This is a genomic window from Micromonospora hortensis, assembly GCF_022230935.1.
GTDB classification, from domain to species: Bacteria; Actinomycetota; Actinomycetes; order Mycobacteriales; family Micromonosporaceae; genus Micromonospora; species Micromonospora hortensis.
Genome location: NZ_JAKKFE010000001.1, coordinates 215,957 through 235,085, shown reverse-complemented (window position 1 = coordinate 235,085; position 19,129 = coordinate 215,957). Strand labels below are relative to the sequence as shown.

Sequence of the window (19,129 nt, the reverse complement as noted above, 5' to 3'; positions counted from 1 at the left end):
CACGGTGACCGACACCGGGCCCGACGATCAGATGATCGGCCGCTGGCGGTGGGACGAACCAGCGCGGGATGATCGACGTTCGTCTCGACGCCGAGCCGAGCCACGCGATCGCGGGGAAGAGGGTGACGCCGATGACCCCGACACAGCTGCGCGCGTACGTCGCCGTGGTCCGACTGGGCTCGGTCAAACAGGCCGCCGCGGAGCTTCGGGTCTCCGAGTCGGCGGTGTCGCTGCACATCGCCCAACTGCGCAAGGAATTCGGCGACAAGCTCTTCGCCCGGACGGCCGCCGGCCTCGCGTTCACCCCGGGAGGGCTGCGGCTTGCCAGTCGCGCGGCGGAACTGCTGGGCCTGCAGGACCGCACCATGCTGGAGGTCAGCGCCGCGACGCGCGGCCGACGGATGCTGCGGGTCGCGGCGTCGAGCCTGTTCGCCGAGTTCGCCGCGCCGGGGCTGCTCGAACTCTTCGCGAAGCGGGCCGCCGACCTCGACGTCGAGCTGAGCGTGCGCAACCCGGGATCGTTCGGGTCGCTGTTGTTGACCCGCGCCGCGGACATCGCGATCGGGCCGCAGCCGTCGGTCGTCGACAGCGCCATCGGCTGCCGGCCGGTGATGAACTACCGGCTCGTGATCGCCGTCGGCGCGGAGCATCCACTGGCCGGCCTGGCGGCGTCGCCGGGGCAGCTGCGGGAGCAGACCTGGCTGCTCGGGCCGTCGGCCGCCACCGAGTGGGGCGCGGTCCCGGCGCTGCTGCGCCGGCTGGCCGTGCCGGACGATCGGCAGCAGATCTTCCAGAGCCACGCGGCCGCGCTGGGGGAGGCCAAACGGGGCAGGGGGGTGGCACCGGCCCTCGCGTTCACCGTCGCACCGGACATCCGTCAGGGCCAGCTCGGGCAGGTGGTGGGGCCGCACGCGACGATGGAGGCGGTGTGGCATGCGCAGGTGCTCGCCACCCCGGGTGCGATGTCGGCCGCCGAGGAGCTGTCGCGCTTCGCGTCGACGCCGAGGGCGATTCAGGCGATGATGCGCGGCGCGGGCGTCAGCGTCGGCCACTTCCGGCCGTCGGTGCACGTGACGCTCTGGAGCTGACGGGCGACGACCAGCAGGTCCTGGAAGGTGCCGGCCGGCAGCATCCGGTCGCAGTAGGGGAGTGCGGCGGCCATCCCGCCGACGCGGGGGGCGAAGCCGGGTGCGCCGGCGCGGGGATTCAACCAGACGATCCGGTACGCGCGGCGGCTCAGCCGGGCCATCACCGCTGCCAGGTCGGCGGGCGGATCGCTGTCCCAACCGTCCGACCCGATCACCACCACCGCCCCACGTACGGCCTCCGCGTGGGGGGAGGTGAGCAGGGCACGCAGGTTCGTGGCGATCCGGGTACCCCCGTACCGGTCGGTCACGGCGGCGCTGGCCTGCCCGACCGCCTCGGCCGCCGAGGTGTGCCGGAGCACCACTGTGAGCCGGGTCAGCGTCGTGGCGAACGCGAACACCTCCGCGTCGGCGACCACAGCGAACGCCCGCATCAGATGCAGGTACGCCGTCGCCTGCGCCCGCATCGACTCGCTGACGTCACAGAGCAACACGACCCGGCGTGGCCGCCGTACCGGGCGCGCGCGGACGACCTCGACGGGCTCCCAGCCGGTACGCCGGGCTCGGGCGATGGTGGCCCGCAACGCGATCCGGGCACCGGACGAGCCGACGGTGTGCCGCCGGGTGCGTCGGGTCGGCCAGTCGGCGACGGCCGCGCGCAGGGCGTCGCCGAGCTGCGTGACCTGTGCGGCGTCGAGTTCGTCGAACGGACGGTCGGCGAGCCCGGTGTGGGCGCTGGGGCGCCGCTCGGGCAGTCGCAGCTCGGTGTCGTGTTCCGGTGTCTCGGCGACCGTCGGCGGCAGTGTCGCCCACGGCAGCCCGCCGCCCGGCCCCGCGTCGTCGGTGTCGGCCGGCACCCGGACGTACACGTCGTCGGGCCCGTCGGCCGGGGGTGCGGACCGCTGCGGTCGGGGCAACGGTGGAGGGTCCGCGAAGATCGCCGCGAAGACCCGGTCGAACGCGGGGACGTCGGTGTGCCGTCGCACCAGGCTGATCCGGGCGGTCCAGTAGAGCGACGACATCGAGTCGGGTGGGCTGGCGGCGAGCGCCCGGACGAAGTCGTCGACGGTGGTCAGCCCGGCCGGAATGCCGGCTCGGCGCAGGCGCCCGGCCAGCGCCACAGCGAACGCGGCCCGGTCGACGCCGCGCAGCACGCCCCTGCTCACCGGCGCGCGACCAGCCAGGCGATCACCGCGCCGACCGCGACCAGACCGACGAGCACCGGTACGAGGCGCTTGGTGACCGACCCGCCGGCGATGCTGAGCAGGTCGAGCGCCTCCGGCTCGGCGGTCGGCGCGACACGTACGGCATCCCCCGACGGCCTGACGCCCGACGGCCTGACGCCCGACGGCGGCGAACCTGGCCCTGGCGGAACCGGCGACGACCCGGCGGGTGACGACACGACCGTTGACGGCTCGACGGGTGAGGCTGCCACGGCGGCGGTGCTGGGCGTTGTCGCGACCGCCGTGGCGGACGCGGCCGGAGTTGGCTCGGGCGGCGCGGTGGACGCCGCAGGGGTGGGCTCGGGCGGCGCTGCGGATGCGGCCGCCACAGGTTCGGCGTCGGAATGCGGCGCCGGCGGTTCGGCGGCGAGCTTGGCCTCCAGATTGGCGACGAACTGGGCCAGCAGCTTGCCCGACACCTCCTTGATCATGCCGCTGCCGAACTGGGCCAGCCTGCCGGAGATCTTCAGATCGGTGTCCACACTGACCACCGTCCGGTCGCCGTCCGGCCGCAGGTGCGCGGTGACCAGCGCGGACGCCGTGCCGGCCGAGCGGGCGTCCCGGCCCTTCGCGTCGATCACCCCGCGGTACGCGGCGTCGTCCTTCTCGACGAACCGGGCGGTGCCCGCGAACTCCGAGACGACCGGTCCGACCTTGACCCGCACCCGGCCCTGGTAGACGTCGCCGTCGACGTCGGTCAGCTGGGCGCCCGGCAGGCACGGCGCGAGCCCTTCCAGGTCGGTGAGCACCGCCCAGGCCCGTTCGATCGGGACGGTGACCGCGAACTCGTTGGTGATCTTCATGGCGGGCTCTCCTGGTAGGCGCCGAGCGCGGCGGCGACCACGGCGCGGTCGTCGGGGGTCTTGGCGATGGTGCCGATGGTCTGGCCGACACCGTCGGCGGCCAGATCGGTGACGCCCAGCACGGACAGCGCGCCCACCCAGTCGATGGTCTCCGCCATCCCGGGCGCCTTCTCCAACTCCCGGTGGCGTACGGCGCCGATGAACTGCACGGCCGTCTGGATCAGCGGCTCGGTCGCGCCCGGTACGGCCCGGCGGACGATCTCCACGGCGCGGGCCGGTTCGGGGAAGTCGATCCAGTGGTACAGGCAGCGGCGGCGCAGCGCGTCGTGCAACTCCCGGCTGCGGTTGGAGGTGAGCACCACGACCGGTGGCGTGCGGGCGGTGAAGGTGCCGAGTTCGGGGATCGTGATGCCGGCCTCGCCGAGGAACTCGAACAGCAGCGCCTCGAACTCGTCGTCGGCCCGGTCGATCTCGTCGATCAGCAGCACCGGCGGGACCGGCCCACTGTGGCGTACGGCCCGCAGGATCGGCCGTTCCTGGAGGTACTCGGCGCTGAACAGGTCCGCGTCGGTGAGCCGGGTGTGGTGCGCCTCGGCGAGTCGGATCGCCAGCAGTTGCCGCTGGTAGTTCCACTCGTAGAGCGCCTCGCCAGCGGTGAGTCCCTCGTAGCACTGCAACCGGATCAGCGGTGTCTCCAGCGCGCGGGCCAACGCCTTCGCGGCGGCGGTCTTGCCGACCCCCGGCTCGCCCTCCAGCAGCAGGGGTCGTCCGAGGCGCAAGGCCAGGAAGAGGGCCATCGCCATGCCGTCGTCGACGAGGTAGTCGACGGCGTCGAGGCGGTGGCGGACGGCCTCGGCGTCCTTCATGCCCCGCCAGCCAGCAGGCGCTCGTAGTCGGCCCGGGTGTCCACGTCGATCGGCACCGGCCCGTCGACTGTCACCTCGGTCACCGGGTGGCGCCCGGAGTGCAGGAGCTTCCAGACGGCCTTGTCGCCGTGCAGGTCGTACAACTCGGGCAGCACCTCGCGGCCGAAGCGGAAGGGATGACCCAGGCCGTCCGCGTACCGGCAGACGGCCAGCGGGGTGCCCGCCGCGGCGACCCGGCGGACGTCCTCGGCGCGGACGCCGGGCTGGTCGCCGAGGAGCAGCACGAGCGCGTCGGCGCGCGGGTCCACCGCCCGGGCGGCGGTGCGCACCGACGACCCGCAGCCGGTGCTGAACGCCGGGTTCTGCACGACCTGGCACCCGGTCAGGTCCACCCGGTCGCGGATGTCGCCCGCCGCGCCGCCGAGGGTGACGAGCAACTGGTCGAAGCCGCACGAGCGGGCCAGGTCGAGTGTGGCGTCGAGCAGCGTCCGCCCCCGGTACGGGAGCAGTTGCTTGGCCTCACCGAACCGCGCCGACGCTCCCGCGGCGAGCACCACGCCGGTCAGGAACACCTGTCACGCCGCCGAGTAACTCGCGAGGCAACCGGCGCAGCAGAACCAGAAGTCCTGCCCGCCGACGCGCGCGTGCGGCGTCTCCGCCCCGACCAGCACTGTCATCCCGCACACCGGGTCGACGGCCTGCTGCGGTCGGGCGGCCGGCGCGCCGGAGGCCGCGGCCAACCCGTCCACCCGGATGGCCCGGACCACCTCACCCATGATCGCAAGGGCGATCTCCGCTGGTGTTCGTGCGCCGATCTCCAGCCCGGCCGGGGTGTGGACGCGGGCGCGTTCCGCGTCGGTGAGGCCCAGCTCGTCGAGCAGGGCCTCACCGCGTCTGCCGCTGGCGACCAACGCGATGAACCCGACGCCGGCGTCGAGCGCGGCCCGGATCGCCTCCGGCTCGCCAGTGCCCAACCCGGCCACCACCACTGCGGTGCAGCCGGTGCTGTCGTCGGCGGCGACGACGTCGAAGTCGAGGAACCCGGCCAGGGTCGCCACGGCGGCGCTGATCGGGGTGTCGCCGACCACGCGCAGCGCCGGGGCCGGCAGCATCGGCCGGAGGAACACCTCGATCGCCCCACCGGAGTGGCACGGGTTCACCACCACCCGCGCCCCCGGCGTGTCCGGGAACGGGGTCGCGCCCTCCGGCAGCACCCGCAGTAGCAGGGCGGTGCCGTCGCGCAGGGTGTCGAGGGCGGCGGCCCGCACCGAACTCTCCGCGCACACCCCACCCACGAAGCCCTCGATCGAGCCGTCCGACCGGATCACCGCGTCGTCGCCCGGCCGGGCCGACGTCGGATCCTGCGCGCGCACCACTGTGGCGTGGACGAACGGCTCCCGGGTGTCGGTCAGCTCCCGGGCGCGTTCGGCGATGGTGGTCATCCTCGGCTCCTCAGATCGGCGGCCGGGCCTGGCCGCGCATCGCGTCCCAGACCCGCGACGGCGTCAGTGGCATGTCGGCGTGGCGGACGCCGAAGGGCTTCAGGGCGTCGATGACCGCGTTGACGATCGCGGGCGGCGACCCCACTGTGGCTGACTCGCCCACGCCCTTCGCGCCGATCGGGTGGTGCGGCGACGGCGTGACGGTGAAGCCGGTCTCCCAGTCGGGCACTTCGAGCGACGTCGGGATCAGGTAGTCCATCAGGGACGCGCCGAGGCAGTTACCGTCCTCGTCGAACGCGATCATCTCCATCAGGGCCATGCCGACCCCGTCGGTCAACCCGCCGTGCACCTGCCCCTCGATGATCATCGGGTTGATCCGGGTGCCGCAGTCGTCGACAGCGATGAACCGTCGGACCGTCACCTGTGCGGTGCCCGGGTCGATGTCCACCACGCAGATGTACGCGCCGTGTGGGTAGGTCAGGTTCGACGGGTTGTAGCAGATCTGCGCCTCCAGGCCACCCTCGATGCCCTCGGGCAGGTCGCCCGCGCCGTGCGCGCGCAGGGCGATGTCCTGGATCGTGACGGACCGGCCCGGGTCACCGGCGACGTGGAACGCGCCCTTCTCCCACTCCAGGTCGGCGACCGACACCTCGAGCATTCCCGAGGCGATGATCCGGGCCTTGTCGCGGACCTTGCGGGCCACCAGGGCCGCCGCGGCGCCCGAGACGGGCGTCGAGCGGCTGCCGTACGTGCCGAGGCCGAACGGGGTGTTGTCGGTGTCGCCGTGCAGCACCTCGATGTCCGCCGGGGGGATCCCGATCTCCTCGGCGACGATCTGCGCGAACGTCGTCTCGTGCCCCTGCCCCTGTGACTGCACGCTGAGGCGTACCACTGCCTTTCCGGTCGGGTGGACGCGCAGCTCGCAGCCGTCGGCCATGCCCAGCCCGAGAATGTCCATGTCCTTGCGCGGCCCGGCGCCCACGGCCTCGGTGAAGAACGCGATGCCGATGCCCATCAGCTCGCCCCGGGCCCGCTTCTCGGCCTGCTCACGGCGCAACTCGTCGTAGCCGGCCATCTCCATCGCCAGCCGCATCGTCGGCTCGTAGTTGCCCGAGTCGTACACCCAGCCGGTCTTCGTCGTGTACGGGAACTGCTCCGGTTGGATGAAGTTCTTCAGGCGCAGCTCGGCAGGGTCCATGCCGAGTTCGTCGGCGAGGCAGTCGACGATCCGCTCGACCAGGTAGACCGCCTCGGTGATCCGGAACGAGCAGGCGTACGCGACGCCGCCGGGCGCCTTGTTGGTGTAGACCGCCGTCATCTTGCAGTAGGCGGCCTCGATGTCGTAGCTGCCGGTGAAGACCCCGAAGAAACCGGCCGGGTACTTCACCGGGGCGGCGGTGCCGTTGAACGCGCCGTGGTCGGCCAGCACGTTGGTGCGGATGCCGAGGATCCGGCCGTCGCGGGTCGCCGCGATCTCCCCGCGCATGATGTAGTCGCGGGCGAAACCGGTGCTGATCAGGTTCTCCGAGCGGTCCTCCATCCACTTCACCGGCTTGCCGGTGACGATCGAGGCGACGATCGCGCAGACGTACCCGGGGTAGATCGGCACCTTGTTGCCGAACCCGCCGCCGATGTCCGGCGAGATCACCTGGATCTTGTGCTCGGGCAGGCCCGCCACGATGGCGTAGAGGGTGCGGTGCGCGTGCGGGGCCTGGGTGGTCGACCAGAGTCGCAGCTTGCCGTCGACAGCGTCATAGTCGGCGACAGCCCCGCACGTCTCCATCGGCGCCGGGTGTACCCGGGGGTAGACGAGATCCTGGCTGACCACGACGTCCGCGCGGGCGAAGACCGCCTCGGTGGCCGCCTCGTCGCCGGTCTCCCAGTCGAAGCAGTGGTTGTTCGTCTTGCCGTCCAGATCGTCGCGGATCAGCGGTGCGTCCGACTCCAACGCCCGGCGCGCGTCGATCACCGGGTCGAGGACGTCGTACTCGACGTCGATCAGCTCCAGCGCGTCACGTGCCGCGTACCGGTCCTCGGCGACGACGAAGGCCACCTCCTGGCCCTGGAAACGCACCTTGTCGGTGGCGAGCACTGCCTGTACGTCGTTGGAGAGCGTCGGCATCCAGGCCAGGTTCTGCTGCGCCAGCATCGCCCCGGTCACCACCGCCTTCACCCCCGGCGACGCCTCGGCGGCGCTCGTGTCGATGCTGACGATCCGGGCGTGTGCCACCGGCGACCGGAGGATCGCGAGATGCAGCATGCCGGGCAGTTGGACGTCGTCGACGTACCGGCCGCGCCCCCGCAGGAAGCGCGGGTCCTCCTTGCGCAGCATCCGGCCGTACCCGACGGGCTTCTGGTCGTTGTCGTGGAAGGTGTCCACGCGCTCGTGCACGGTGGTCATGCGACGGCCTCCGCGGGTTGGCCGGCGTTGTCGATCTCGCCGGCCTCGGTCGATTCGGTGGTCTCGGTGACCTGGGCCGCGGCCTGCGCCTCGGCCACGGCGGCCCAGCGGACCGAACGCACGATGGTGGCGTAACCAGTGCACCGGCAGATCTGACCTGAGATCGCCTCCCGGATCTCCGTCTCGCTCGGGTCGGGGTTGCGGTCGAGCAGCGCCCGCGCGGTCATCATCATTCCCGGGGTGCAGAAACCGCACTGCAGACCGTGGCACTGCATGAACCCCTGCTGGATCGGGTCCAGCTCGGCGCCCTTGGCGAGGCCCTCGACGGTCCGTACCTGGTGGCCGCCGGCCATCGCCGCGAGCACCGTGCACGACTTCACCGGCTCGCCGTCGAGCCAGACCACGCAGATGCCGCAGTTGCTGGTGTCGCAGCCCCAGTGCGTGCCGGTCAGACCGAGCACATCGCGCAGGAAGTGCACCAGCAGCAGCCGGGCCTCGATCTCCCGGGTGACCTCGACGTCGTTGACGGTCATGGTGACCTGCATGCTCAGCTCCTCGCCCGTTCGACGGCCCGGCGCAGGGTCCGCCGGGTCAGCTCGGCGGCCAGATGCCGCTTGTAGTCCGCGCTGCCGCGTTGGTCGGTCACCGGGTCGCAGCTGTCCGCCGCGATCGCCCCGGCCTGCTCGTAGAGGCTCTCCGACGGTTCCTGCCCGCGCAGCGCCGCTGAGATCGCCGGGATGCCAGTGGTGTTGGGGCCGACCGCCGCGAGCCCGACCCGGGCGTCGACGATCGCGCCGCCGTCGAGCCACACCGCAGCGCCGGCCGACACCACGGCCCAGTCGCCGGCCCGGCGCTCGACCTTGGCGTACGCGCTGCCGCAGCCGGGCCGTACCGGTAGTCGGATCTCGACCAGGATCTCGTCGTCAGCGACTGCCGTCTCGTACGGCCCGACGTGGAACTCCTCCATCGACACGACCCGCTCCGCGCCGCCCGGACCACGGATCACGCACCGCGCGTCGAGTGTCGTGCAGACCGCCGACAGGTCCTCGGACGGGTCGGCCTGGCACAGCGAGCCGCCCAGCGTGCCCCTGTTGCGCACCACCGGGTCGGCGATCACCCGTTCGGCGTCGGCGAAGATCGGAAACGCCGCCGCCAGCACTGGTGATTCGAGGAGTTCCCGATGCCGGGTCAGCGCACCGATGCGGACCTCGTCGGGGCCCGCCTCGACGTAACCCAACTCGCCGTGCAGGTCGTTGATGTCGATCAGATAGTCGAAGTTGGCCAGCCGGAGCTTCATCATCGGCAACAGGCTGTGCCCGCCGGCGATCAGGCGGGCAGTCCCGCCCAGCCGCTCCAGCAGGCTGATCGCATGGTCCACACTGGTGGCTCGCTCGTACTCGAACGGTGCCGGCACCTGCATGTCGCACCTCCGCAGTCCGGCAAAATCTCTGCCCGGCGGTGGTCAAAGTCAACGGCGACCTAAGCAACTGCTTAGGTCGCCGTTGACGGTGCCGCCGGGGCTCGCGGATCGTGCGGCCATGCGGGACATCGTCGACGGGCTGGCCGGCTGGCGTGCCGAGGGCGTCGCGTTCGCCGTCGCGACGGTCGCGCGGACCTGGCAGTCCGCGCCCCGGCAACCCGGGGCGGCGATGGCCGTGTCGGCGCACGGCGACGTGGTGGGCAGCATCTCCGGCGGCTGCGTCGAGGGCGCTGTCTACGAACTCTGCCGGACCGCGATCCAGACCGGCACGGCGCACACCCAGACCTTCGGCGTGAGCGACGACGACGCGTTGGACGTCGGGCTGACCTGTGGCGGCACCATCCAGGTCCTGGTGCAACCGAGCGTCGCGATGGCCGAGTTCGACGAGGTCCTCGCCGCGATCCGCGACGGCCGCCCGGTCGCCACCGCATCGGTCGAGAACGCCCAACTGGTGATCTGGCCCGATCGGGTCGCGGGCAGCCTCGGCGCACCCGACCTGGACGACGCGGCGGCCCGGCAGGCGACCGGGATGCTCGCCCTCGGCGTCACCGGCACTATCCACCTGGGCCGGCAGGGGCAGCAGCGCGGCGACGAGGTGGCCGTGTTCGTCCAGTCGTACGTGCCACCACCCCGGATGATCATCTTCGGTGCGATCGACTTCGCCGCCGCGATGGCCCGGATCGGCACGTTCCTCGGCTACCACGTCACTGTCTGCGACGCCCGCCCGCTGTTCGCCACCCGTGCGCGTTTCCCGGACGTCGACGATCTCGTCGTGCGCTGGCCGCACGCGTACCTGGAGTCGACGACAGTCGACGACCGTACTGTGCTCTGCGTCCTGACCCACGACCCCAAGTTCGACGTGCCGCTGCTCCAGGTCGCCCTCGCCACGCCCGCCCGCTACATCGGCGCGATGGGCAGCCGGCGTGCCCACGACGATCGGATGCGCCGGTTGCGCGAGGCGGGTGTCCCGGAGAGCGCGCTGGCCCGGCTCTGCTCACCCATCGGGCTCGACCTGGGCGCGCGGACACCGGAGGAGACGGCCGTGGCGATCGCCGCCGAGATCACCGCCCAGACCTGGGGCGGTACGGGTCGCCCGCTCAGCGACCTGGCGACCCCGATCCACCACAGCTGACCCGACGTGACCCCTCCGATCATCCGGGTACCCTCATGCGGATGGACCTCGATGATCTTCCGCTTGCCGAGTTCGCGTTTCCGGGGCCACTGCGGGACAAGCTCGTGGGCGCGATCCTGTCCGGGGCGAAGACGTCGACGAGCGGCCTGCTGGCCGGGTACGAGTGCGCCAACGAGCCGCTGCCCGAGGTGGGTCACGTGTCCGCCGTGGTCGACTCCGCCGGCCGCCGGGTCGCGGCCATCGAGCTGACCGACGTACGGGTGGTCCGGCTCGCCGACGTCGACCTGCCACACGCCCTGGCCGAGGGGGAGGGCGACGAGTCGGTGGCGCAGTGGCGTGCGGGGCACGAGGCGTTCTGGCACAGCGCCGAGGTGCGCGCCGAGCTGGGCGACCCCGACTTCACAGTCGACGACGACACCCTGGTGGTGACGGAGCGCTTCCGACTGGTGCACGTCGCCTGAGCGGCCTCGCCCACTGTGGACCGCCAGGCAGCGGGCCACGCCGTCTGGCAAGGTCACCTATGCTCGGCGCGTGATCCCCCCGGCACTCGAGATCCGTGGCCTGGTCAAGACCTTCGCGGCGCATCGCGCGGTGGACGGCATCGATCTGACCGTGCACCCCGGCACCTTCCACGGCATCGTCGGGCCCAACGGCGCCGGTAAGTCCACCACCATCGGGATGGCCGTCGGTCTGGTCACCCCGGACTCCGGGCAGATCCGGATCCTCGGCCACGACGCGCTGCGCGACCGCCGCCAGACCCGCGCGCTGACCGGCGTGCTGCCCGACGGCCTCGACTTCCCCGAACGCCTCACCGGCACCGAACTGCTGCGCTACAGCGCCGGCCTGCGCGGGCTGCCCCGGGCCACGGCCACCGACCGTGCCGCCGAACTGATCGACGTGCTCGGCCTGGCCAAGGGCGCCGGCACCCCGCTGGCCGACTGCTCCACCGGCACCCGCAAGAAGCTCGGCCTCGCCCAGGCGCTGCTGCACGCGCCCCGGCTGCTCGTGCTCGACGAACCCTTCGAGGCGGTCGACCCGGTCTCCGCGGCCACCATCCGCCAGGTGCTGCGCCGGTTCGTGGCCGGCGGCGGCACCTGCGTGCTGTCCACCCACTCGATGCTGCTCGTCGAGCAGATGTGCGACGAGGTCACAGTGATCCATCAGGGCCGGGTGGTCGCCGCCGGGTCGGTCGCCGAGGTCGCCGCCGGCAGCAGCCTGGAGGACCGGTTCGTCGAGTTGGTCGGCGCCGAAGCCTCCGGCAGCGCCGGCCTGGACTGGCTGACCGGGGCAGCATGAGCGCCGAACCGACCGCCCCCGGCCGGCTGGGCGGCGCCCTCGGCGCTATCACGGTGCCGGCCCGGATGCGCGCGACGATGCTGCGTCGCTCGCTGCGCGAGCACCCCGGGCCCACTGTGGCCGGCCTGGTCGGTCTGCTCGCCGCCGCCTGGTTGATCCGGTACGCGCTCCGTGGCGACCAGCACACCCTCGGCCTGCTGGCCGGGACGTGGGTCCTCGGCTGGATCGTGTTGCCGCTGCTGCTCGGCGGCGGGCGCGGCCGGGTCCGGCCGGCTCACCTGCGGTTGGAGCCGATCGGCGGGGTGCCGGCCGCGATCGGTCTGCTCGCCGCGTCGGCGATCGGCGTCGGCCCGGCCGTCTCGCTGGTGGCACTCGCCGCGCTACCGGTGCACGCCGCCCGGTACGGCACCCTCGCGGTCCTCGTCACCGCCGGCGGCGCGGTGCTGCTCTGGCTGCTCGGGCTGATCGGCTCAGCCATCGCGCTGGAGGTCGTCGGCCACGCCGGCGGTCCGGCCGGGGCGCTGCTCACCGGCGTCTTCACCGGCACGGCGATGGGAGTCGCCGGGTCGCTGTGGGCGGTCTTCCCGTGGGTGTCGGTAGTGCTCGTGGCAGCGCCGCAGGAGGTGGTCCGGGCCATGGCGTACGTGCCGAGCGCCTGGCCGGTCGCCGCCGTGACCGGGCCAACCGGGCAAGGGGTACGCAGGATGGCGGGCCTGGTCTTCATCGTGGCGCTCTGCGCCGCCGCGTACATCATGCTTGTCCGACGGGTGATCGCCGCCGGCGCGCCATTCCGGCCGCGCCGGACCACCGCGCCGTCACCGGCCGCGGCTGAACGCGAGTGGCTGGGGTGGGTGCCGGCCGCGACGCGGGCGGTCGTCGGCCGTGAGCTGCGCGCCTGGACGCGGCATCCGCTGCGGTTGCAGTATCTGGCGTTCGCTGTGGTGTACGGGGCGCTGCTCGCCGGACTGCCGCTGCTGTCCGACGTGGACTTGCTGCTGCCGTGGGCCGGGCCACTCGCCGTGCTCGGCGCGGCGGCGATGTCCGCCGGGTTGGTCGGGCTGGACGGCACCGCGTTGTGGCTGCCGCTCACCACGCCGGGCGGCGAACGGGCCGAGGTCCGGGGCAGGGCCCTGGCGTGGCTGGTACTGGTCACCCCGATCGGTGTGCTGCTCACCGTCGCGGGCATCCTCCTCGCGCCCGACGTCGACCCGCTGGCCGCGCTCTGTACTCTGCCGGCCCTGCTCGGCGCGGGCGCGTCGGCGCCGGTGTGGGTGTCGCTGCTGCGCGTACGCCCGGTGGCCGACCCGCGGCATCCGACCGCGGCCGACAACCCGACCGACATCGTCAGCGTGCTGGTCGCCATCGCGGCTGGGCTGCTCGCCGCCGCGCCGGTGCTCGCCCTGGTGGTCTGGGGTCCGCCGGAAGCGGCACCGCTGCTGCCGCTGGTCGGCCTGCTCGGAGGCGCCTCAGCCTGGTGGGGTGGCCTGTGGCTGGCCGACGAGCGGCTCGCCCGCCGTGGCACGGCGGTGCTCGCCGCGGCCGGTCAGCGGAGCCGGCCCCCGGAGACGGTGCTCCCGCTGACCTGGGACGCGCAGTGGTATCGGGAGAACAGGTCCACCGCGTGGGCGCTGGGGCTGCTGACAGTCGGATGGATCCCGGTGATCCCGCAGGGGTTGATGCCGCTGGCGTTCGGGATAGACAGCGGGTGGATCGTGGCGGGCCACCTCGATGGGGGCGCGCGTACGACGGTGGGGTTAGCGATGGTCGGGCTGGGCCTCGCGATGCTGCTCACCGGCCTGGTGCTGTGGGATCGCCGACCGCAACCCGGCGGCGCTGCCCAACCTGCTCCCCCCGGGTGACGGTCCCGCGTACGCGGGGTCGCCCGCCTACAGCAGCGCGAGTTGGCCCTCGACCTCATCTGTGTGTGGCTCCCGGAGTTGCCAGAGCCGGACCACTCCGAGGCGGGCGTCGTGCGTCAACCACCGTCCCTGTCCGCCCGCGGACCGGATCGAGTTCTGGGGCATGTCGATGCCGTAATCCATCACGGTCTGCGGGCGCAGCGTGCGGGTGGAGAGTAGAAGATGTTGCTCGGCGTCGCCCTGATCGGTCGCGACGCCGACCATGACCCAGTCGTCGGATACGACCGCCGCGGCCTCGTGAATCCGGTAGTCGTCGGAGTCGCCGAACCCCGGGATGTCGTCGAAGTGGCGCTCGACCCGCACGCTGTCATCGGCGACCTCGCGTACCGATATCCGGCCGCTGCCGTGCGGCATGGAGAGAAAGAAGACCCCACTGGCGTTCAGGTCGGCCAGGCAGCCGTTCAGGGTCCGCACGACGACCTGCTTCCTGTCGACTGCCGTCAACCAATGGCTGAGGCAGGTCTCCGGGCCCACCGCGATGTGCACCCCGACGCGTCCCTGATCGGCGTGCGGGACGACAGTGGCTGCACCCTCGATGGTCTGGAGTGGATGATGCCGGCCGACTTCCGAACCGCCTGCGGAGTCCCATGCGACGACATGGTCACCGGAACCGTCGGGCACGAACAGCCAGACAAGGCCGTCACCGGCCAGGTGACAGTGTGGTTGTGGCCATCCGGTCGACAGTGCTGCACCGTGCTCGGCCGACCACTGAACGCGGCCGTCGGCACTGCGGACCTGCATCTCACGTAGCCCCACCAGCGCGAACCGCGACCGGTCCGGTGCCACGCCGACAGCCAGGATCGGATCCGCGTCGGGGCTCACCACGTCCCACGCGAGCGCGACGGTCAGATCCGGGTCCAACACCCGCAGCGAGTGACGGTCCCAGACCAGCGTCCCCGCGCCGGCCACCCACTCGACGAAGCTCGACGGCGTCACGACCGTTTCGGCGATCAGTAACGGGCGCACGGCGTGAGCCTACGCACCACGAGGAGCAGAGCGTTGGGTGGTCGCCCTGACGAACCGTGACAGCCGGCCCTGGGATGTCGGCTGCGGGCTGCACTGGAAAAGATCGGTCAAGGTCGCAATGACTGTCCCCAGCTTGATTGGGCGATCGAGGTGACCGCAGAGGCGGCGGCGTTGATGTTTCAGAAGCGCTGATTCGGCCGTCCGCCGATCGTTGTCCGACAGCGCCTTTGAGTGGAGTCGTCAGGATCTCCGCGCCGTGGCTGGTCTTCGTAACCTTGGTCCGCCAGACTGCGCGGTATGGGTGATCGTTGGCGCCGGTGGGCGTGGGTCGGGGTGCTCGGCATCGGGCTGATCCTTTATCTGGCGGTGCTGCGGACCCTCGTCAGCACCAAGAATCCGAACTTCGTACCGGCGTTGATCCTGCTCGGGGCGACGTTGGTGCCGTTGACCTTCCTGACGTTCGCGCAGGCCCGGACCGGGCGGTGGCAGGTGCCGGCGTCGGTGTTGGTGACATCGGCGTTCTTCGGCGGTGTGATCGGCACTGTGGTCGCCGGCACCCTGGAGTACGACACCCTGCGCGGCCTCGGCACCCTGCCGATGGTGTTCGTCGCGTTGATCGAGGAGTCGGCGAAGCTGATCGTCCCGGTGGTGCTGCTGTTCACGGTGGTGGCCCAGCGTCGTCGCCGGGTGCCCTCCGACGGGCTGATCATCGGCATCGCCGCCGGCATGGGGTTCGCCGCGCTGGAGACGATGGGCTACGCCTTCAGCGCGCTGCTGAGTTCGCAGGGCAACATCGGCGCGGTGGAGCAGACGCTCTTCATCCGGGGCCTGACGGCGCCCGCCGGCCACACCGCCTGGACCGGGCTGACCGCCGGTGCGCTCTGGGCGTTGCTGGCGAGTCCGAGCGTCGCTCGGCTCTTCGGGTTCATCGGCACGTTCGTGGGTGTCGTCGTTCTGCACACCCTCTGGGACACGTTCTCCGGTTCGCTGGTCTTCGTCGTGTTGGCGATCATCAGCATCGGCTGGTTGTTCTGGGAGCTGCGCCGCTACCGGACCTTCGGCGACCAGCACATCGGCCAGTTGCAACCGCACTGATCAGAGTCGTACTCCATGCCTCTCCCGGCCCGCACCAAAAGGGCTGGGGGAGGCTTGACTGTTCGTGATCCCGCTGCGACCGGGCCGGCACCTCATCTAACGTCAGAGTGTTCATATTTGGCGGGATTGGTCGGGAAGGTGCGGCGATGGGGGTGCGCAGCTGGTTCGAGGGTTGGCCGGTCTATCGCCAGCTCACCGGCACGGACCCGCTGGGCCGGGGTGCGGCGGCGAAGTCCGACGGGTCCCGCGCGCTCACCGCCCGTACCGAGGACGCCGACAGCGTCGCCCGTTCGGTCTGCCCGTACTGCGCTGTGGGGTGTGGTCAGCGGGTGTTCGTGAAGGACGGGCAGGTCAGTCAGATCGAGGGTGATCCGGACAGCCCGATCTCGCGGGGTCGGCTCTGTCCGAAGGGTTCGGCGAGCAAGAGCCTGGTGACCAGTCCGCTGCGGCAGACCACGGTCCGCTACCGCCGGCCGTACGGCACCGAGTGGGAGGACCTCGACCTCGACACGGCGTTGAACATGATCGCCGACCGGGTCCTGGCCGCCCGGGACGAGACCTGGGAGGACGTCGACGCCGAGGGTCGACCGCTCAACCGGACGCTGGGTATCTCCAGTCTGGGTGGGGCGACGCTGGACAACGAGGAGAACTACCTCATCAAGAAGTTGTTCACCGCGATGGGGGCGCTCCAGATCGAGAACCAGGCCCGTATTTGACACTCCTCCACCGTCCCCGGTCTGGGGACCAGCTTCGGTCGTGGCGGCGCCACCCAGTACCAGCAGGACCTGTCGAACTCCGACGTCATCGTCATCCAGGGTTCCAACATGGCCGAGGCTCACCCGGTGGGCTTCCAGTGGGTGATGGAGGCCAAGCGTCGGGGCGCGAAGGTCTTCCACGTCGACCCGCGGTTCACCCGAACGAGCGCGCTGGCTGACTCGTACCTGCCGATCCGGGCGGGCACCGACATCGCGCTGCTCGGCGGGGTGGTGCGCTACATCCTCGACAACGAGCTGGACTTCCGGGAGTACGTCGTCGCCTACACCAACGCCGCGACCATCGTGACCGAGGAGTACGCCGACACCGAGGACATGCACGGCCTCTTCTCCGGCTTCAACGACGACAACGCCACCTACGACCAGGCCAGTTGGCGGTACGAGGGTCACTCGCAGAACCAGACGACCCGCGACAGCGAGACACAGCGGGAGACGGCGGCCGGGCTGGAGAACGAGTCACACGGCGCGCCCGTCGGCGGCGAGACCGAACGGGACGAGACGTTGCAGCACCCGCGCTGCGTCTACCAGATCCTCAAGCGGCACTTCGCCCGCTACACACCGGAGATGGTGGAACGGGTCTGCGGCATTCCGCAGGAGAAGTTCTTCGAACTGGCCCGGGCGTGGACGGAGAACTCCGGCCGGGACCGGACGGGCATGCTCGTCTACTCGGTGGGTTGGACGCAGCACAGCGTCGGCGTGCAGTACATCCGGACCGGCGCGATCATCCAGCTCCTGCTGGGCAACGTGGGCCGCCCGGGTGGCGGGGTGATGGCCCTGCGCGGGCACGCCAGCATCCAGGGGTCCACCGACATCCCGACGCTGTTCAACCTGCTTCCGGGTTACCTGCCGATGCCGCACCACGCCAATCACCCGACCCTGGACGAGTGGGTGGACAGCATTGCGCACCCCGGGCAGAAGGGCTTCTGGGGCAACGCCCGCACCTACGGCGTCAACCTGCTCAAGGCGTACTGGGGCGACGCGGCCACCGCCGACAACGACTACTGCTACGGGTACATGCCGCGGATGACCGGCGATCACGGCACCTACCAGCAGGTGCTCGACATGATCGACGGCAAGATCAAGGGCTATTTCCTGCTCGGGCAGAACCCGGCGGTCGGTTCGGCGCACGGCCGGGCGCAGCGGCTCGGCATGGCCAACCTCGACTGGTTGGTCGTCCGCGACCTGTTCATGATCGAGAGCGCGACGTTCTGGCAGAACGCGCCGGAGATCGAGACCGGCGAGATCGCACCCGAGCGGTGCCGCACCGAGGTGTTCTTCCTACCGGCCGCCTCCCACGTGGAGAAGGAGGGCACCTTCACCCAGACGCAGCGGCTGTTGCAGTGGCGGGAGAAGGCCGTCGAGCCGCCAGGCGACGCCCGCTCCGAGCTGTGGTTCTTCTACCACCTCGGCCGTGTCATCCGGGAACGGCTGGCGACGTCGACGAAGCCGCGCGACCGTGCGCTGCTCGACCTCGCCTGGGACTACCCCACGCACGGTCCGCACGCGGAGCCGAGCGCCGAGGCGGTGCTGCGCGAGATCAACGGGTACGACGTGGCGACCGGCCGGCCGCTGGCGTCGTTCACCGAGATGAAGGACGACGGCTCCACGGTCGGCGGTTGCTGGATCTACACCGGGGTGTACGCGGACGGCGTCAACCAGGCGGCCCGCCGCAAACCCGGCTCGGAGCAGTCGTTGGTGGCACCGGAGTGGGGTTGGGCGTGGCCGGCGAACCGGCGCATCCTCTACAACCGTGCCTCCGCCGACCCGGACGGCAACCCGTGGAGTGAGCGCAAACGCTACGTCTGGTGGGACGCGGACAAGAGCGAGTGGACCGGCTACGACGTTCCGGACTTCGAGAAGACCAAACCGCCGTCCTACCGACCGGCGCACGACGCCTCGGGTGTGGCGGGAATTGCCGGCGACGACCCGTTCATCCTTCAGGGCGACGGCAAAGGCTGGCTGTACGCGCCGACCGGCGTGCTCGACGGACCGATGCCCACCCACTACGAGCCGGTCGAGTCGCCGATACGCAACCCGCTCTACCGACAGCAGGCCAACCCGACCCGCAAGGTCTACACCCACCCGATCAACACACTCAACCCGAGCCCGCCGCAGGAGCACAGCCAGGTGTTCCCGTACGTGTTCACTGTCAGCCGGCTCACCGAGCACCACACCGCCGGTGGGATGAGCCGGACGGTGTCACCGCTGGCCGAGCTGCAGCCCGAGATGTTCGTCGAGGTGTCGCCGGAGTTGGCCGCCGAACGTGGTCTCACCCACCTGGGTTGGGCGCACCTGGTCACCAGCCGGGCGGCGGTCGAGGCGAAGGTGCTGGTGACCGACCGCGTGACGCCGCTGCGAGTGGATGGCCGGATCATCCACCAGGTCTGGCTGCCGTACCACTTCGGCTACGAGGGCCTGGTGACCGGCGACTCGGCCAACGACCTGTTCGGCATCACCCTCGACCCCAACGTCCTGATCCAGGAGAGCAAGGTCGGCACGTGCGACGTCCGACCGGGACGACGCCCCAGAGGACAGGACCTGGTGGACCTCGTCGTCGACTACCGGCGGCGGTCGGGAAACCTCGTCCACCGATATCCGCCGATGGTCACGACCGACGTCGCCGACAGCAGCAGCGACCAGGAGGCCTG

At 71.3% G+C, this 19,129-nt stretch carries 15 protein-coding genes and 1 pseudogene; 7 read left to right on the top strand and 9 right to left on the bottom strand.

Going from position 1 to position 19,129, the window contains the following annotated elements:
* The first annotated feature begins 131 nt into the window (after window positions 1-131).
* A complete protein-coding gene (locus NIE111_RS00980; protein ID WP_238682577.1) occupies window positions 132-1,088 on the top strand; it encodes a LysR family transcriptional regulator in 957 nt (318 codons plus the stop codon).
* Here NIE111_RS00980 and NIE111_RS00975 read toward each other — a convergent pair.
* Genes NIE111_RS00975 through NIE111_RS00940 form a run of 8 tightly spaced genes read right to left on the bottom strand, consistent with a single transcriptional unit; the run spans window position 1,013 to window position 9,240 of the window.
* Complete coding sequence (locus NIE111_RS00975; RefSeq protein WP_238682576.1) at window positions 1,013-2,251, bottom strand: vWA domain-containing protein; 1,239 nt, start codon at window positions 2,249-2,251, stop codon at window positions 1,013-1,015. The two genes, NIE111_RS00980 and NIE111_RS00975, sit on opposite strands and share 76 nt — an antisense overlap.
* Window positions 2,248-3,111, bottom strand: a complete 864-nt coding sequence (locus NIE111_RS00970; RefSeq protein ID WP_238682575.1) for an SRPBCC family protein — start codon at window positions 3,109-3,111, stop codon at window positions 2,248-2,250. The genes NIE111_RS00975 and NIE111_RS00970 overlap by 4 nt, the downstream gene beginning before the upstream one ends.
* On the bottom strand, window positions 3,108-3,977 hold the full coding sequence (locus NIE111_RS00965) for an AAA family ATPase (RefSeq protein WP_238682574.1): 870 nt from the start codon (window positions 3,975-3,977) through the stop codon (window positions 3,108-3,110). Before NIE111_RS00965 ends, NIE111_RS00970 begins: the two co-directional genes overlap by 4 nt.
* A complete protein-coding gene (locus NIE111_RS00960) occupies window positions 3,974-4,549 on the bottom strand; it encodes a nucleotidyltransferase family protein (RefSeq protein ID WP_238682573.1) in 576 nt (191 codons plus the stop codon). The genes NIE111_RS00965 and NIE111_RS00960 overlap by 4 nt, the downstream gene beginning before the upstream one ends.
* A gap of 3 nt (window positions 4,550-4,552) precedes the next feature.
* Window positions 4,553-5,419 (bottom strand): XdhC family protein, encoded by an 867-nt coding sequence (locus NIE111_RS00955; RefSeq protein ID WP_238682572.1) that lies wholly within the window; start codon window positions 5,417-5,419, stop codon window positions 4,553-4,555.
* A gap of 10 nt (window positions 5,420-5,429) precedes the next feature.
* Window positions 5,430-7,820, bottom strand: coding sequence for an aerobic carbon-monoxide dehydrogenase large subunit (locus tag NIE111_RS00950; RefSeq protein WP_112605598.1), 2,391 nt, complete (start codon window positions 7,818-7,820; stop codon window positions 5,430-5,432).
* Window positions 7,817-8,365: a (2Fe-2S)-binding protein gene (locus NIE111_RS00945; protein WP_238682571.1), complete on the bottom strand. Its 549-nt coding sequence runs from the start codon at window positions 8,363-8,365 to the stop codon at window positions 7,817-7,819. Before NIE111_RS00945 ends, NIE111_RS00950 begins: the two co-directional genes overlap by 4 nt.
* Before the next feature lie 2 nt (window positions 8,366-8,367).
* The gene (locus tag NIE111_RS00940) at window positions 8,368-9,240 is read right to left on the bottom strand and encodes an FAD binding domain-containing protein (RefSeq protein WP_238676957.1); all 873 of its coding nucleotides are present in this window, start codon (window positions 9,238-9,240) and stop codon (window positions 8,368-8,370) included.
* 118 nt (window positions 9,241-9,358) lie between these two features.
* Between NIE111_RS00940 and NIE111_RS00935 the strand changes: the two genes are divergently transcribed.
* The 4 genes from NIE111_RS00935 (at window position 9,359) to NIE111_RS00920 (ending at window position 13,587) form a co-directional block, all read left to right on the top strand.
* On the top strand, window positions 9,359-10,432 hold the full coding sequence (locus tag NIE111_RS00935; protein ID WP_238682570.1) for an XdhC family protein: 1,074 nt from the start codon (window positions 9,359-9,361) through the stop codon (window positions 10,430-10,432).
* Window positions 10,433-10,473: 41 nt separating this feature from the next.
* Window positions 10,474-10,893 carry an ASCH domain-containing protein gene (locus NIE111_RS00930; RefSeq protein ID WP_238682569.1) on the top strand — a complete coding sequence of 140 codons (420 nt, stop codon included), beginning with the start codon at window positions 10,474-10,476 and terminating at the stop codon, window positions 10,891-10,893.
* Window positions 10,894-10,963: 70 nt separating this feature from the next.
* Window positions 10,964-11,728 carry an ABC transporter ATP-binding protein gene (locus tag NIE111_RS00925; protein ID WP_238682568.1) on the top strand — a complete coding sequence of 255 codons (765 nt, stop codon included), beginning with the start codon at window positions 10,964-10,966 and terminating at the stop codon, window positions 11,726-11,728.
* Window positions 11,725-13,587 carry a hypothetical protein gene (locus NIE111_RS00920; RefSeq protein ID WP_238682567.1) on the top strand — a complete coding sequence of 621 codons (1,863 nt, stop codon included), beginning with the start codon at window positions 11,725-11,727 and terminating at the stop codon, window positions 13,585-13,587. The genes NIE111_RS00925 and NIE111_RS00920 overlap by 4 nt, the downstream gene beginning before the upstream one ends.
* A 27-nt stretch (window positions 13,588-13,614) precedes the next feature.
* Here the strand turns inward: NIE111_RS00920 and NIE111_RS00915 are convergent, their stop codons facing one another.
* The gene (locus NIE111_RS00915) at window positions 13,615-14,613 is read right to left on the bottom strand and encodes a hypothetical protein (RefSeq protein ID WP_238682566.1); all 999 of its coding nucleotides are present in this window, start codon (window positions 14,611-14,613) and stop codon (window positions 13,615-13,617) included.
* 297 nt (window positions 14,614-14,910) lie between these two features.
* Here NIE111_RS00915 and NIE111_RS00910 point away from each other — a divergent pair, with 297 nt between their 5' ends.
* Complete coding sequence (locus NIE111_RS00910) at window positions 14,911-15,708, top strand: PrsW family intramembrane metalloprotease (RefSeq protein WP_238682565.1); 798 nt, start codon at window positions 14,911-14,913, stop codon at window positions 15,706-15,708.
* Window positions 15,709-15,854: 146 nt separating this feature from the next.
* Window positions 15,855-19,103: pseudogene (gene fdh, locus NIE111_RS00905) on the top strand (formate dehydrogenase); the annotation flags it as partial.
* Window positions 19,104-19,129: the final 26 nt, after the last annotated feature.

Coding starts and splice junctions, on each gene's coding strand:
- NIE111_RS00980 (WP_238682577.1), top strand. CDS start 132: ATGACCCCGACACAGCTGCGCGCGTACGTCGCCGTGGTCCGACTGGGC.
- NIE111_RS00970 (WP_238682575.1), bottom strand. CDS start 3,111: ATGAAGATCACCAACGAGTTCGCGGTCACCGTCCCGATCGAACGGGCC.
- NIE111_RS00965 (WP_238682574.1), bottom strand. CDS start 3,977: ATGAAGGACGCCGAGGCCGTCCGCCACCGCCTCGACGCCGTCGACTAC.
- NIE111_RS00955 (WP_238682572.1), bottom strand. CDS start 5,419: ATGACCACCATCGCCGAACGCGCCCGGGAGCTGACCGACACCCGGGAG.
- NIE111_RS00950 (WP_112605598.1), bottom strand. CDS start 7,820: ATGACCACCGTGCACGAGCGCGTGGACACCTTCCACGACAACGACCAG.
- NIE111_RS00945 (WP_238682571.1), bottom strand. CDS start 8,365: ATGCAGGTCACCATGACCGTCAACGACGTCGAGGTCACCCGGGAGATC.
- NIE111_RS00940 (WP_238676957.1), bottom strand. CDS start 9,240: ATGCAGGTGCCGGCACCGTTCGAGTACGAGCGAGCCACCAGTGTGGAC.
- NIE111_RS00935 (WP_238682570.1), top strand. CDS start 9,359: ATGCGGGACATCGTCGACGGGCTGGCCGGCTGGCGTGCCGAGGGCGTC.
- NIE111_RS00930 (WP_238682569.1), top strand. CDS start 10,474: ATGGACCTCGATGATCTTCCGCTTGCCGAGTTCGCGTTTCCGGGGCCA.
- NIE111_RS00920 (WP_238682567.1), top strand. CDS start 11,725: ATGAGCGCCGAACCGACCGCCCCCGGCCGGCTGGGCGGCGCCCTCGGC.
- NIE111_RS00910 (WP_238682565.1), top strand. CDS start 14,911: ATGGGTGATCGTTGGCGCCGGTGGGCGTGGGTCGGGGTGCTCGGCATC.